The sequence below is a fragment of the Methyloversatilis universalis FAM5 genome, from assembly GCF_000214035.2.
Lineage (GTDB): Bacteria > Pseudomonadota > Gammaproteobacteria > Burkholderiales > Rhodocyclaceae > Methyloversatilis > Methyloversatilis universalis.
Map to the genome: position 1 here is coordinate 24175 of NZ_AFHG01000044.1, position 14632 is coordinate 38806.

Consider the following 14632-nt stretch of genomic DNA (forward strand, 5'->3'; position numbering starts at 1 on the left):
CCAGATCGATCCCGCATGGAAAACGGCCTGTTCGACACCACGACCCGGGACCCCTGTCCTTCTGTGGAGGAGAACGCAATCAATCAGTGAGCGAACATTCTTAACAGTTGGACACAATCTGTTCAGCATTGAGACACCTGTATCAGCCCATGCCATTGGAGAACGTCAATGGCATTTGAAACACGGATGAATGCTCTCTGAACCCCGCCCGAAGCGCGTCCCTACGCCGCCCTGTCACGAATATGAACGGTGTCCGTGTCGAGTGCGCTGCCCGGTCTCCGGAACCTGTGAACAATTCGTGACTGAATACATGAAACGACCGCCGGACAAGGATTCCGACGATCCGTGAAGCGAGAACCGGATGTTCTTCACGCGGATTTCAAATGCGATGGGCATGTCTATTGCTCAGGGCGAAGCCGCGATCCGAACCGGGGGTCATCGTGCGACACACGCATGGACCCGCGGGGCACGGATCCGAAGAACAGAACCAGAACTGATTCAAACCGGGAGATTCGGATGAGCACTTTAATGCGGCGAATGGCGATCGCACTCGCCTTGTCAGGTGTCGGCCAGGCCGGCTGGGCAGCCCCTTACTCGGCGATGTATTCGTTTGGCGACAGCTTTTCCGACACCGGCAATCTGGTCGGTGCGCTGGCTGCGCAACCCATCGAGAAGGTGCTGTCCTGGTGGCCACCCTTTGCGATTCCCGGTTACGCCAACGGATTCTTCGACGGACGCCCCACCAACGGCCCTTCGGCGGTCGAATACCTGGCCGGTTCGCTCGGCATCGGTCTGACCAACTACGCCTGGACCGGGGCACTCAGCGGTCACGGCAACGTGCTGCCCTTCGTCAATACCGACATCGGGCAGACCGGCCTGAGCAATCAGATCGGTACCCACCTCTCGGCCACCGGCGCTGCGGACGCGAACGCGCTCTACTTCGTGTGGGGAGGGCACAACGACTTCTGGGGACTGGGCCAGATGCTGCCGCCGTCACTCGACGACGCCAGCCGGCGCGATGCGCTGACCCGGGCCGGCATGCAGGCCGCCGATGACATCGCAAGCAACGTGACCACGCTGATCGGCGCCGGAGCGCGCAACATCGTCGTGCTCGACAGCATTTCTCTTGAATACGAGCCGTTCTGGGCCCCTTTCTACTCGGACGACCCGGCATTGCGCGGCCTGCTGCACGACGGCGTAAATGCCATGAACGGCCGCCTGGGCACTCTGCTCGGCGCCATCGACGGCCAGACCGCAGGCCTGAACCTGATGCATTTCGATACGCAGAAATGGTACGAGGACACGATTGCCGGCGTACTGGCCGGGGCACGACCGGGCGGCCTGACCAACGCGCAGGATGCCTGCTTCGCCTATGACGGCGCGGCCTTCTCGGCCTGCGGTGCGCCGGACGAGTACTTCTTCTGGGATTCGATACACCTGAGCACACGGGCGTATTCCATGCTCGCCGGCGAACTGGCGAGCGCGGTCGCTGCGCCGGTGCCGGAACCGTCGGCCGCGCTGCTGTTCCCGCTCGGTCTGGGTGCCCTGCTGCTGCGTCGCCGTCTGCAGCGTGCGGCGCCATTCGTCATCGTCTGACCGTCGCCCGGGCGGAAGCCCGACCTCGTCACCCGCCCGTCGGCACGCGGCCCCTGATCCGTCGCGAGCCGGTGAGCGTCCGCGCCGGACCACGACCTTCAACCGGTGGGCGGACATCCGATGCACTGCAGCCTGTCGGCACCCAAAGGGTGGCGGCAGCCCGATTCTTTCGCAACGACCCAGGGAGCCCTCGCCCATGTTCGACCAGCAATTCATCGCCGACCCCTACCCGACCTACCGGATGCTGCGCGCCTCCGGCCGTGCCCACTGGGTGGGCGACTTCCTGGGCGGCGCCTGGCTGCTGCCGCATCACGCCGATATCGGGCCGGTGCTGCGCGACGCCCGCCTCAGCGCGCAGCGCAGCCATTGCTACAGCGCACTGCTGCCCGAAGCGGAGCGCCCGGCCTTCGACGAATTCAACCGTCTGTTCGGCATGTGGCTGCTGTTCCAGGACGCCCCGGCACATACACTGCTGCGCAAGCTGATGAACAAGGGCTTCGCACCGCAGGTGATCGAAGCCTGGCGCGGCGCCGTCACCCGAACCGCACACGGGCTGCTGGACCGGCTGCCGGGCGACGGTCCGGTTGACTACATAGGCTGCTTCGCCCACCCCTTCCCGGCGCTGGTGATCTGCGAACTGATGGGCGTGGACGCCGCCGATCAGGACACCTTCATCGAGTGGTCGGACCATATCGCCCGCTTCTTCGGCAATCCGGCCAGTTCCATCGAAGTCGCCCACCGCGGGCGCGACAGCCTGATCGCGATGACCCGCTATTTCGAGCGCGTGGTCGATCAGCGCCGCCGCGAACCGGGCGAGGATCTGATCAGCCTGCTGATACGCATCGAGGAGGACGAAGAAGCGCTGACCGCCGAGGAAGTGGCCTCGCAGTGCGCCATGCTCATGTTCGGAGGCCATGAAACCACGCGCAATCTGCTCGGTAACGGCATGCTGGCGCTGCTGCGCCACCCGGCACAGATGCAGGCGCTGCAGGACGACCCGGCGCTGATTCCGAACGCAGTGCGCGAAATGCTGCGCTACGACAGCCCGGTGCAGTATCTGGTGCGGCTGGCCACAGAAGACTTCGAGTACGCCGGCGCCACGATACGGCGCGGCCAGATGGTGGTGCCCATCATCGCCTCCGGCAACCGCGACGAAGCGCGCTACCCGGACGCGGATCGCTTCGACATCCGGCGCGAGGACACGACGCACTTCGCCTTCGGTCACGGTGCGCACGTGTGCATCGGTACCCGGCTCGCGCTGCTGGAGGCCGAAATCGCCTTCACCGTGCTGCTGGCGCGCTGCCCGCACATCACCGCCCCCACCGATCACCCGGAATGGCTGCCCAACTTCGGCTTCCGCGGCATGCGCGCGCTGCCGCTGCACATGAGCGCCCAGCCGGTCGCCGCCTGATCCACGCCCCGACATACAGGAGTCCTGCCGTGACCCAACGCTGCCCCACGCCGCTCGACGTGCGATCGACGCTGCCCGACATTGCCTACGCCTACAGCCTGCCGCTCGGCAGCCTGCTCTTCCTGACAGTGACCGGCCTGTTCGCCGGTCTGTGGACGCTGTCGCTGTCCATGGACAACCTTGCGCTCAAGGCGCTGTTCGGCGTCATGAGCGGTCAGGCCATCGGCATCATGTTCGTGATCGGCCACGACGCCGCACACGGATCGCTGACCAACCGCCCCTTCTTTGATCGCCTGTACGCGACCCTCGCCTTCATGCCTTCGCTGCATCCGGTGTGTACCTGGAAGATCGAGCACAACAAGATGCACCACGGCTGGACCAATCTGAAGGGCATGGACCCGGTCTACCCGCCGATGTCGCCGGACGAGTTCGCCGCGCTGTCGCCCTGGCAGAAGCGCGTGCACCGCTTCTACCGCAGCATCTGGGGCTTCGGCTGCTACTACCTGTTCGACATCTGGTGGAAGGTGCTCATCCTGCGCCGTTCGGAAAACGGCAAGGAAATTCCGCCGCTGGTGGCGCTGGCCGATTTCATTGCGGTGTTCGGCTTCCTCGGCTTTCAGGTGTTCATGGCTTACCTGTTTGCCGCCGACGGCCAGCAGTTCGCTTGGAACCTCGTGCTGAGCGTCGGCCTGCCCTTCCTGGTGTGGAACTACGTGATGACCTTCGTCACCATCCAGAACCACACCTACCCGACCATACGCTGGTATGACAACCGCGACGAGTGGAACTACTTCCGTGCCCAGGTGGAAGGCTCTATCCATACCGAAGTGCCGGCCTGGCTGGACTTCTCGTTCGCCCGCGTGTTCCAGCACACCGCCCACCACGTGGACAAGAAGATTCCGCTGTACCGGCTGGTGAAAACCCAGGCGTCGCTGGAAACGACCTTCAGCGGCCACGTGAAGACCGTGAAGCTGACGCTGAAGGAATTCCTGACTGTGCTGAACGACTGCCAGATGTACGACTACCGCCGGCACGTCTGGATGCCCTTCCCGCGCGGCTGATCAGCAGGGCGGCGGCGTGTTCCGCGCCAGAAGGTGTCGGGCCACCGTGTGGTACAGCGGCGGGCTGAACAGGCGGGACACGCCGGCCGACAGCAGTGACACCGCCATCAGGCCGATGATGACCGAGTAGCCGTCGACCATTTCCATCACGATGATGAAGGCGGTGATCGGCGCCTGGGTGACCGCGGCCAGAAAGCCGGCCATGCACAGCACCAGCAGCATGCCCGGATGCGCCTGCTGGCCCAGCAGCGGCGCCAGGTCGTGGCCGATGCCGGCGCCGATCGCCAGGCTGGGTGCAAAGATGCCGCCGGGCAGTCCGCTCAGGTAGGCGATCAGCGTCGCGATGAATCTGAGCGGTGCGTAATGCCAGTCGAGCTGCGCCGTGCCTTCAAGCAGGTGACGGGTTTCGGTGTAACCGCTGCCGAAGCTGAGGCCACCGCTGACCACGCCGAGCGCCGCCACCAGCAGGCCGCACAGTGCTGCGAACAGCACCGGGCGACGCCGGCGGAGATCGGCCAGCGATCCGCGCCATGAGGTCGACGCAATGATGAGCATGCGCGAGAACAGCCCGCCGGCCACCCCGCACACCAGTGCGGTCACCGCCACGGCGAGCGCCATGTCACGGTCACTGCCGGCAATCGCGATCTGGCCGAAATAGCTGGCCTTGCCCAGCAAGGTCTGCGACACGATGCCGGCCAGCACGATGGCGGTGATGATGAGGCCGCTCATGCGCGCCTCGACGCTGCGGGTCAGTTCCTCGATCGCGAACGCGATGCCCGCCAGCGGCGTGTTGAAGGCGGCGGCGATGCCGGCTGCGCCGCCGGCGACCAGCATGTGGGTGCGCGGGATGTGCAGCCCGCCGGGCAGCCAGCGGTGCAGCGCGTTCATCAGCGACGCGCCGACCTGCACGGTCGGGCCTTCGCGCCCGAGAGAGAATCCGCTGCCCACCGCGGCCGCGCCCACCAGCACCTTGCCGACGACGATGCGCAGCGAAAGCAGGGGCCGCCAGCCGGGCGACTCCGGGCGCGACATTTCGGCAATCGTCTGCGGAATGCCGCTGCCCTCTGCCCCGGCGAACCAGCGCCGGGTGATCCAGACACAGCCGGCGCCCGCGAGCGGCGTGACGACGAGCGGCAGCCACCACCACGCCTTCGCGCCGTCGCGGAAGAAATGGACCGCGTGATCAGACAGTCGGGCAAAGCCGACCGCCAGCAGCCCGACCCCGACCGCCCCGCCCCACAGCACCAGCCGCCCCGCCCACACCTTCAAGTAGGCGTAATGACGGCGGCGCAGGATGAGAGAACTGAGGCGGAGCCAGACATGGCGAAGACGCGCCATCGGGGAACGTGGATCGAGCATCGGTCAGAGCCGGAAATGAAAGATCGGGAAAGCAGCCAGCGCGACGGCTCCGCAAGATGCATGCCGCAGCAGCGCGCGCCGCAAACGGCGCACTGCGGGGGAAACACCCGCCGGCGCGCCCGCTTCGTGCGCATCGGGCCAGTCTGATGCACCATAGCGGCACAGGGCATCTGGGGCAATCGCGCCGGACGTGCCGACGACCCTACCGGAGCAGACCATGACCGCACCTGCAGGCGGCATCGCCGTTGCCCCCCATTACCTGGCCGCCGAATCCGCGCGCGACGTGATGCGCGAAGGCGGCAACGCCATCGAAGCGATGATTGCCGCGGCTGCGACGATCGCCGTGGTGTATCCGCACATGAACGCGCTCGGCGGCGACGGTTTCTGGCTGATCGCCGAACCGGGCGAGCAGCCCCGCGCCATCGACGCATGCGGCGGCGCCGCTTCGCTGGCCAGCCGTCACTGGTACATGGACCACGACGTCGAGGACCGCATCCCCACCCGCGGACCGCTGGCCGCGCTGACTGTCGCCGGCACGGTGTCCGGCTGGCAGCTTGCGCAGCAGGCGGCGGCGGAAGCCGGCGGGCGACTGCCGCTGTCGCGCCTGTTGCGCGACGCCGAACACCACGCGCGTCACGGGGTGGCGGTCAGCCCGAATCTGGCCCGCAGCCTGAAGGCCAAGCAGGCCGAAGTCGGCGGACAGCCCGGGTTCGCGCTGCAGTTCCTCCCGGGCGACGAAGCGCCCGCTGCCGGTCAGACCCTGTACCAGCCGCGCCTGGCCGATACGCTGGCCCATCTTGCACGGACCGGACTGGGCGACTTCTACACCGGTGATCTGGCCCGGCAGATGGCGAGCGCCCTCGAACGCACCGGCAGCCCGCTGCGCCTGCCCGACTTCCATGCCCACCGCGCACAGTGGCGCACGCCACTGATGCTCGAACACCGGCTCGGCCACATGTACAACGTGCCGCCGCCGACCCAGGGGCTGCTGTCGCTGCTCATCCTCGGCCAGCTCGAGCGTGTCGGGCTGGACGGCCTGGGCGACCAGTCGGCCGATTTCATCCACCGGGTGGTGGAAGCCAGCCGCCAGGCGTTTCTGGTGCGTGACCGCTACCTGACCGATCCGGCCCGCATGCGGGTGGACCCGCAGGCGCTGCTCACGCCGGAATGCCTGGATTCACTGGCGGACGGCATCGATCTCGAACGCGCCGGCGGCCGGGTCCGGACCGCGCCGGGCGACACGGTCTGGATGGGCGCCGTAGACCGCGACGGTCGTGCGGTGAGCTTCATCCAGAGCATCTATCACGAGTTCGGCAGTGGCGTGGTGGCCGGCGACACCGGCGTGCTGTGGCAGAACCGCGGCATCAGCTTCTCTCTGCAGGCCGGCGCGCTCAACACGCTGGAACCCTGCCGCAAGCCCTTCCATACGCTGAATCCGCCACTGGCGCAGCTGAAGGACGGGCGCACCGTGGTGTACGGCAGCATGGGGGGCGACGGTCAGCCGCAGTTCCAGGCCCAGGTGCTGCTGCGTCACCTGCTGTGCGGGCTCGGCGTTCAGGAGGCGGTATCCGCGCCGCGCTGGCTGCTCGGCCGCACCTGGGGTTCGGCCAGCGAAACGCTGAAGCTGGAGGGCCGTCTGCCGCCGGAGGTGTTCGACGAACTGGTCGCGCGCGGCCACACGGTTGAAAAACTGGCGGATTTCGACGACAGCGCCGGACACGCCGGGCTCATTGTCCGTCATCCGGACGGCCGCCTGGAGGGGGCGTCGGACCCGCGTTCGGACGGCGCGGCACTGACCGCGGACTGAAAGCGGCGGCGTTCAGCGCGCGGTGCGCCAGCGCGCCACGCCCATCAGTTCCTGCAGCAGCGCTTCGACCGAAGCCGCGCTCATGGTGTAGGGATCGAACTGCGGCAGCGGGCAGTACTTCAGGAACAGCGCCCGGTTGTCGGCGGTGTGCGCCACATAGCCCATCGCCCAGTCGCCGAACTCGCGCGCCACGATTTCGCTGAACGACAGGATGGCCGGATCGGTGTGGCGCGGGTCACCTGCGATGCGGTGATAGACCTCATTCACCGCCCTGCGCCCACCTTCCAGGCATTGCAGGAACACGCCGCCGGTGTAGCACAGCGCACCGGTCACGCCGTCGCGCGCATTGTTCGCGTGCGAGCGCGCGAGGATGTGGTCAATGTCCGAAGGGGTCAGGTCCGGGTGGACACGGCTGGCATAGATCAGGCGGACGAGCATGGTCGGTCTCGGGGGCGGAATGCGCCTTTGACCGGTCACACGGCGCGACGGTTCGACGGACCGGTACAATCACCTGCTTTCCCGCCGCTTACCTCCCCTTTCATGGCCATCCAGTGGTTCCCCGGTCACATGACCTCCGCGCGCAAGCACGCGACCGACGCGATGAAATCGGTCGACGTGGTGGTCGAGGTGCTCGACGCGCGCGTGCCCGAGGCAAGCAGCAATCCGATGATCCACGCCATCCGCACGCACCGGAACCGGCCCTGTCTGAAACTGCTGAACAAGGCCGATCTGGCCGACCCGGACGTGACCGCGGCCTGGCTCAAGCATTTCAACAGCCAGCCCAATACCAAGGCGGTGGCGATTTCCGCACGCAAGCCGGGGGACGCGGGCCGCATCCAGTCACTCGCGCAGTCGCTCGCGCCGCACCGCGACGACAACCTCAAGCCGCTGCGGCTCATCATCATGGGCATTCCCAACGTCGGCAAATCGACGCTGATGAACGCGCTGGTAAAGAAAAAGGTCGCGGCCACCGGCGACGAGCCGGCCATCACCAAGAGCATCCAGCGCATCCACCTGAACCCGCGGCTCACGCTGTACGACACCCCGGGCCTGATGTGGCCCAAGATCGAGCACGAGAGCGACGGCCTGATGCTGGCGGCCAGCCACGCCATCGGCCGCAACGCCATCATCGACGAAGAGGTGGCGACCTTTCTCGGCAACCTGCTGCAGGCGCGCTATCCGCAGATGATGGCTGCGCGCTACGGCTGCACGCCGGACATGGACGGTGTGGCGGTGATCGAACACATCGCCGCCCGGCGCGGCTACCGCATCAAGGGCGGCGCACCGGATCTGGAAAAGGCCGCCTTCACGCTGCTGCAGGACTACCGCGACGGCGTGATCGGTCGGGTCAGTCTTGAAACGCCGGAAACCCGCGCCCGGATGCTGGCTGCGGACAAGGCCGCGAAGGCAGCAGCCACCTCGGAAGACAACGAGGACTGATCGCTGGCGCCCTCCGCGGGCGCGGTGGTACGCGCCTCCTCTGCCGGGCTGACCGGCTCCGCAGACGGCGAACCATGCTCACCCCGGCTTCGCGCCCAGAGCATCCCGTGGCCACGGGCCTCGTCGCGGCGAGGTGCCGCTCCCACGGAGCCTGGCGCCGCCCGGGTGTTCTGATCCCTGTGGGAGCGGCGCCTCGCCGCGATGGCAGCCTCCACACCGGAACAGCGCGTGATCACGCGCCCGATCCCGGCAAGGTCGCTGCATCGCCAGGGATGCTCCCTCCCCGCCTCAAAGCCCCTCGAACACCTCGCACTGCCCCAGCGGCTTGCCCGCCAGGTCCTTGGCGGACAGCAGCGGCTCGCCATCGAGCGGCCACTGCACGCCCACCGTCGGGTCGTTCCACGCCAGACTGCGCTCGTGCTGCGGTGCGTAGTAGTCAGTGGTCTTGTACAGGAAGTCCGCGCTGTCGCTCAGCACGTAGAAGCCGTGCGCGAAGCCGACCGGTACCCAGAACTGCCGGTGGTTCTCGCCGCTCAGTTCCACGCCGTACCATTTCCCGAAGGTAGGCGAGGACCTGCGCAGATCCACCGCCACGTCGAACACCCGGCCCTGCGCCACCCGCACCAGCTTGCCCTGCGGCTGCTGCACCTGATAGTGCAGCCCGCGCAGCACGCCGCGTCCGCTGCGCGAGTGGTTGTCCTGCACGAAGTCGGCCTTCACGCCGGTGACCTCGGCAAAGGTGCGCGCGTTGAAGCTCTCCATGAAGAAGCCGCGCGCATCGCCGAACACCTTGGGTTCGAGCACCAGCAGCCCTGCGATGCCGGTTTCGATCACGTTCATGAGAACACCTGTTCGTCGGCGATGCGCAGCAGGTACTGGCCGTAGCCACTCTTGGCGAGCGGGGCGGCGATGCGCTTGAGCTGATCGGCGTCGATCCAGCCCTGACGCCAGGCAATCTCTTCCGGGCACGATATCTTCAGGCCCTGGCGCTTCTCCAGCGTCTGGATGAACTGGGCGGCTTCGATCAGCGAGTCGTGGGTGCCGGTGTCCAGCCAGGCGTGGCCGCGGCCCATCACCTGCACTTCCAGTTCACCGCGCTCCAGATACACGCGGTTCAGGTCAGTGATCTCGAGTTCGCCGCGCGGCGAGGGCTTCAGGCTCTTGGCAATGGTGCTGGCCTGATGGTCGTAGAAGTACAGGCCGGTCACCGCGTAGCGGCTGCGCGGCTTGGCGGGCTTCTCTTCAAGGCTGATGGCATGACCCGCCTTGTCGAACTCGACCACGCCATAGCGCTCCGGGTCGGTCACGCCGTAGGCGAACACGGTGGCGCCGGCCTCGCGCGCGCTGGCCGCTTTCAGGTCGTGCGCGAATTCGTGGCCGTAGAAGAGGTTGTCACCGAGCACCAGCGCCGAAGGAGCGCCGCCGATGAAGTCCTCGCCGATGATGAAGGCCTGCGCGAGACCGTCCGGGCTGGGCTGGACCGCGTACTCGATCTTCATGCCCCAGGCCGAGCCGTCGCCCAGCAGGGTCTGGAAGCGCGGCGTGTCCTGCGGGGTGGAAATGATCAGCACTTCGCGGATGCCCGCCAGCATGAGCGTGGACAGCGGGTAGTAGATCATCGGCTTGTCGTAGACCGGCATCAGCTGCTTCGATACCGCGATGGTGACCGGGTGCAGCCGGGTGCCGGAGCCGCCGGCGAGGACAATGCCTTTGCGTGTCATGGGGTACTCCTGGGTTCGGTCTGATCGCGCGCTCACGCGCTTCAGAGGAGGTTTCAGAGAATCTCGGCCAGCATGCGATCCACGCCCTGCTGCCAGTCGGGCAGCGTGAGGCCGAAGGTGTCGCGCAGCCGGCGGGTGTCCAGCCGCGAATTGAGCGGCCGGGTGGCGGGCGTGGGGTAGTCGGTGGTCGGGATGGGCAGGATGGCGTCCGGTTCAACCTTGATCGCGTGACCGGCCTCACGGGCACGCTCGATCACGTGGCTGGCGTAGCCGTGCCAGGAGGTTTCGCCTGCGGCGACGCAGTGGTAAAGACCGGCAAGCTGCGGGTTCTGGCGCAGCGCGCGCGCGGCATGGGCGCTCACGTCGGCCAGCAGTTCGGCGCCGGTGGGCGCACCGATCTGGTCACTGATCACGGTGAGCCGCTCGCGCTCCTTCGCCAGTTTCAGCATGGTCCTGGCGAAGTTGCCGCCCCGCGCGGCATAGACCCAGCTGGTGCGCAGGATGAGGTGCGTGGCGCCCGAGGCGGCGATCAGCTGCTCGCCTTCGAGCTTGGTGCGGCCGTAAACGCTGAGCGGGTTCGTGGCGGCCGCTTCGTCTCGCGGAGCGCTGCCGCTGCCGTCGAACACGTAGTCGGTGGAGTAATGGATGAGGTGGGCGCCGAGCGCACGCGCTTCCTGCGCGATGCGGCCGGGGGTGACGGCGTTGATCAGGCGGGCGAGATCCGGCTCGCTTTCCGCCTTGTCCACCGCGGTGTGGGCGGCGGCATTGACGATGAGGTCGGGCGCCAGCGTGCGCACGGTGGCGGCGACCGCGTCCGGGTTGCTGAAGTCGCCGCTCAGGTTGTTATTGAGCTCACCTGCGCTGTCGAAGTCCAGCGCGGTCACCCGGCCCAGCGGGGCGAGCGCGCGCTGCAGTTCCCAGCCGACCTGACCACCCTTGCCGAACAGCAGGATGTTCATGCGCCCTGCTCCGCGCTGCCGTACTGCGTGTTCACCCAGTCGCGGTAGCTGCCGCTGAGCACGTTCTGCACCCAGGGCTGGTTGTCCAGATACCAGCGCACGGTCTTGCGGATGCCGGTGTCGAAGGTTTCGGCCGGCTTCCAGCCGAGTTCGCGCTCGATCTTGCGCGCGTCGATGGCGTAACGCCGGTCGTGGCCCGGGCGGTCCTTCACATAGGTGATGAGCCGCTCGTAGGGGCCGGCTGCATCCGGCTGCATTTCGTCGAGCAGCGCACACACGGTGCGCACGATGTCGATGTTGGGCTTCTCGTTCCAGCCACCGATGTTGTAGGTCTCGCCCAGCCGCCCGCGCGCGAGCACTTCGCGGATGGCGGCGCAGTGGTCCTTCACGTACAGCCAGTCGCGCACCTGCTGGCCGTCGCCATAGACCGGCAGCGGCTTGCCGGCGAGCGCATTGACGATGATGAGCGGGATGAGCTTCTCGGGGAAGTGATACGGGCCGTAGTTGTTCGAGCAGTTGGTGGTGAGCACCGGCAGGCCGTAGGTGTGGTGCCAGGCGCGCACCAGGTGGTCGCTCGCGGCCTTGCTGGCCGAGTACGGGCTGTTGGGCTCGTAGGCATTGGTCTCCGCGAACGGCGGGTCGGTGGGCTTGAGCGAGCCGTACACCTCGTCGGTGCTCACGTGGTGGAAGCGGAACGCCGCCTTGGCTTCCCCTTCGAGCGTGCCCCAGTAGCCGCGTGCGGCCTCCAGCAGCGTGAAGGTACCGGTCACGTTGGTGCGCATGAATTCGCCCGGCCCGTGAATCGAGCGATCGACGTGCGATTCGGCGGCGAAATGAACGATGGCGCGCGGACGGTGCTGCGCGAGCAGGCGGTCGACCCGGTCGCGGTCGCAGATGTCGCCGTGCACGAAGAGGTGGCGCGCATCGCCGTCGAGCGAAGCCAGATTGGCGCGGTTGCCCGCGTAGGTCAGCGCGTCCAGATTGACGACCGGCTCGTCACTGCACGAAAGCCAGTCCAGCACGAAATTGCTGCCAATGAAGCCGGCTCCGCCGGTTACCAGTATGGTCATGGTGCTGCACCCGTACGATTCGGAGAGGCGACACTATACGGCGGACCGGCCGCCGTGCCGTGCGGACAATGACCGCCCCGCTGTCGTCCGGATACCGCGTCAGCGCAGCAGCTTCACCACCGGATCGGCATACGGTCCTTCGACCGCCACCGGCGCGCGCACCGTGGTGGCCGAGCCCTGCAGGGTCACATCCAGCCGTCCGTCGAGACGACCGTCCGCCAGACGGAGCGCACCCTGCGCGCCCACCAGGCCGGACTCCATCACTACGCGGGCCAGCGAAAGTCCGCTGCCATCGACCGTTGCCTCGCCTTCCAGCCGGTCGAAGCGGGTGCTGCCGCCGCGCACGCCGCCCGGGCGGGGAATGCGCACCGCCTGCACCAGATCCACCCGTTCGATATGGCCGCGCTGAACACCCAGCGTGCCATTGCCGCGCAGATTCCTGCGCAGCGTTTCAAAGTCGCCGCCCTGTGCGCTCAGCGCCAGCGACATCGACAGGTCACCGGTCAGTCGCAGCGTCGGCGCGAGCACCTTGAGCAGGCCAGCCAGACCGAGGCGCGAGGTCATCACCTGACCCTCGAAGTGCGGCGCATCGCCGAAATCGAGCCCGACCGTGCCGGTGGCATAGCCGTCATAGAGCTTCACATCCACCTTGTCGAGCTGCAGACGCCGGCTGCTGAGCGTGCCCTGCGCCTCGAACACGTCGAACAGCAGCGACGGGTGGCCCGGCGTTTCCCAGCCCAGCGCGGTCATCGACACCTTCCACACGCCCGACTCATTGACCCCCTGCAGCTTCAGCCCTCCGTTCGGAGTGTTGAGCGAGAGCCGGGTCAGCACGCCATTGTCGTCCAGTGCCAGATCGCCAGCGAGCTTTCCGATCGCTCCGTCGAGCAGGGTGAGGCTGGATTCGACCACGCGCACCCGCTCGACCTTCACCCAGCGCGACGCCCAGTTGATGTCCTGACGGCGGGACAGGTCAGGCAGGAAAGACACATCCAGCCCTGCATTCTCGATGCGGATCTCCCGCAGCACGGTGCGCTCCGACAGCAGTGTCGACACCCGCGGCAACAGTTTCACCGCACCGATCTGCAGCTGCTTGCGCGCGCCCACCGTCACGCCCTCTAGCGCGATGGAGGGTTCCGGCAGAAGGCTCGGCGACACGCTGCTGATATGCACCGGATGCCCGAGCAGCTCGGTCGCCAGCTCCTCGATGTGAGGCAGGTGGCGGTTGTACGGATACAGGAAGAAGGTGGCGACCAGCAGCAGCAGGAAAACCACCAGACCGATGAACAGACGCCGCCACAGCGACCCCGGCGGGCCTCGCCGTTCACTGCTGCCCACGCGCCCGGCAAACAGATTGAAGAGGCGGCGCAACGGCCCTTCCGGACCGTCCGCATGCGCCGGCTCGGCGGCGGAGGCCGACATCATCGCGCGCCGGATGGCGCTGCGCACATCGTCGGTCGGCAGCGCAGCCGGCGCGGCTGCGCCGGCCGCCGCTGGCGCGGTCAGTTCGGGCAAGGCCATCGCGAACTCTTCCAGCACCGGCGATTCGGGCGTCGACGACTTTTCATGCGCACGGCGGATGTCGTCAGCCACAGGCGTGATCGGCTGGCTCACCAGATCTTCGATATCCACCAGCATCGAGGACAGTTCCGCACGGTCCTCGACCTCTGCGCCGGCCGCTGCGTCCAGGCGACGCACCAGCCCGCGGTGTTCGAGCTCACCGATCAGACCTTCGACGATCATGGGGTCGCCGAACTGCTGGGCAAGACTGCCGACCGGCGTACGCCCATCGACCATGATGAGTATGGACCGCAGATTGCGCTGGACGATGGTGCGCTTTGTCACCGCCTCCTCGCCAGCCTCGGTCTTCACGTAAACAGCGTTTTCGTTCATGGGTGCAGGAGCGCGTGGATGACCCTGACGCACCGGACTGAGGTCACGGTTGCGGATGCGACCGGCGCAAAACGACCTCCGGTGACGCGATCATAAATCGACTCGCCCGCGGAATGACCGCGCAGTCGACCGGAAAAAATGCCTCACCAAAAACTTGACGCACCCACAAACGATGTCTATCATTGCGGTCTCTTTTCCCCGATAGCTCAGTCGGTAGAGCGCCGGACTGTTAATCCGTAGGTCCCTGGTTCGAGCCCAGGTCGGGGAGCCAAATGCCAAGCGGCCCACAGCGATGTGGGCCGTTTTCATTTATGC

At 66.9% G+C, this 14632-nt stretch carries 13 protein-coding genes and 1 tRNA gene; 7 read left to right on the forward strand and 7 right to left on the reverse strand.

All coding sequences use genetic code 11. The annotated features are described in order from the left end of the window. The first annotated feature begins 537 nt into the window (after positions 1–537). The 3 genes from METUNV1_RS08065 to METUNV1_RS08075 all read left to right on the forward strand — a co-directional run bounded on the left by METUNV1_RS08065 (position 538) and on the right by METUNV1_RS08075 (position 4068). The gene (locus tag METUNV1_RS08065) at positions 538–1596 is read left to right on the forward strand and encodes an SGNH/GDSL hydrolase family protein (protein ID WP_008060650.1); all 1059 of its coding nucleotides are present in this window, start codon (positions 538–540) and stop codon (positions 1594–1596) included. A gap of 196 nt (positions 1597–1792) precedes the next feature. Next, positions 1793–3007 (forward strand): cytochrome P450, encoded by a 1215-nt coding sequence (locus tag METUNV1_RS08070; protein WP_008060652.1) that lies wholly within the window; start codon positions 1793–1795, stop codon positions 3005–3007. Between the two features lie 29 nt (positions 3008–3036). Continuing rightward, positions 3037–4068, forward strand: a complete 1032-nt coding sequence (locus tag METUNV1_RS08075) for a fatty acid desaturase (RefSeq protein ID WP_008060657.1) — start codon at positions 3037–3039, stop codon at positions 4066–4068. Here METUNV1_RS08075 and METUNV1_RS08080 read toward each other — a convergent pair whose 3' ends face one another. After that, entirely contained in the window at positions 4069–5406 is a 1338-nt protein-coding gene (locus METUNV1_RS08080) for a chloride channel protein (RefSeq protein WP_085983290.1), read from the reverse strand. It abuts the gene before it with no gap. On the opposite strand from METUNV1_RS08080, the gene METUNV1_RS08085 reads away from it, so the two are divergent. Both METUNV1_RS08085 and METUNV1_RS08090 read left to right on the forward strand, forming a co-directional pair. Beyond that, positions 5389–5574: a hypothetical protein gene (locus METUNV1_RS08085; protein ID WP_162096763.1), complete on the forward strand. Its 186-nt coding sequence runs from the start codon at positions 5389–5391 to the stop codon at positions 5572–5574. The genes METUNV1_RS08080 and METUNV1_RS08085 overlap by 18 nt on opposite strands. A 70-nt stretch (positions 5575–5644) precedes the next feature. Continuing rightward, positions 5645–7234 (forward strand): gamma-glutamyltransferase family protein, encoded by a 1590-nt coding sequence (locus METUNV1_RS08090; RefSeq protein ID WP_008060660.1) that lies wholly within the window; start codon positions 5645–5647, stop codon positions 7232–7234. Between the two features lie 12 nt (positions 7235–7246). On the opposite strand, the gene METUNV1_RS08095 is transcribed toward METUNV1_RS08090, so the two are convergent. Next, positions 7247–7672: a BLUF domain-containing protein gene (locus METUNV1_RS08095; RefSeq protein ID WP_008060661.1), complete on the reverse strand. Its 426-nt coding sequence runs from the start codon at positions 7670–7672 to the stop codon at positions 7247–7249. 102 nt (positions 7673–7774) lie between these two features. Between METUNV1_RS08095 and ylqF the strand changes: the two genes are divergently transcribed. Next, positions 7775–8674 (forward strand): ribosome biogenesis GTPase YlqF, encoded by a 900-nt coding sequence (gene ylqF / locus METUNV1_RS08100; RefSeq protein ID WP_008060662.1) that lies wholly within the window; start codon positions 7775–7777, stop codon positions 8672–8674. A gap of 288 nt (positions 8675–8962) precedes the next feature. Here the strand turns inward: ylqF and rfbC are convergent, their stop codons facing one another. The 5 genes from rfbC to METUNV1_RS08125 all read right to left on the reverse strand — a co-directional run bounded on the left by rfbC (position 8963) and on the right by METUNV1_RS08125 (position 14317). After that, complete coding sequence (gene rfbC, locus METUNV1_RS08105; protein ID WP_008060663.1) at positions 8963–9514, reverse strand: dTDP-4-dehydrorhamnose 3,5-epimerase; 552 nt, start codon at positions 9512–9514, stop codon at positions 8963–8965. Continuing rightward, positions 9511–10395 carry a glucose-1-phosphate thymidylyltransferase RfbA gene (rfbA, locus tag METUNV1_RS08110; RefSeq protein ID WP_008060664.1) on the reverse strand — a complete coding sequence of 295 codons (885 nt, stop codon included), beginning with the start codon at positions 10393–10395 and terminating at the stop codon, positions 9511–9513. The genes rfbC and rfbA overlap by 4 nt, the downstream gene beginning before the upstream one ends. 53 nt (positions 10396–10448) lie before the next feature. Beyond that, complete coding sequence (gene rfbD / locus METUNV1_RS08115) at positions 10449–11354, reverse strand: dTDP-4-dehydrorhamnose reductase (protein ID WP_008060665.1); 906 nt, start codon at positions 11352–11354, stop codon at positions 10449–10451. Next, positions 11351–12424, reverse strand: coding sequence for a dTDP-glucose 4,6-dehydratase (gene rfbB / locus METUNV1_RS08120; protein ID WP_008060666.1), 1074 nt, complete (start codon positions 12422–12424; stop codon positions 11351–11353). Before rfbB ends, rfbD begins: the two co-directional genes overlap by 4 nt. A 99-nt stretch (positions 12425–12523) precedes the next feature. After that, entirely contained in the window at positions 12524–14317 is a 1794-nt protein-coding gene (locus tag METUNV1_RS08125; RefSeq protein WP_008060667.1) for an AsmA family protein, read from the reverse strand. A 195-nt stretch (positions 14318–14512) separates the two neighbouring features. On the opposite strand from METUNV1_RS08125, the gene METUNV1_RS08130 reads away from it, so the two are divergent. Next, positions 14513–14588 (forward strand) — tRNA-Asn (locus tag METUNV1_RS08130). Positions 14589–14632: the final 44 nt, after the last annotated feature.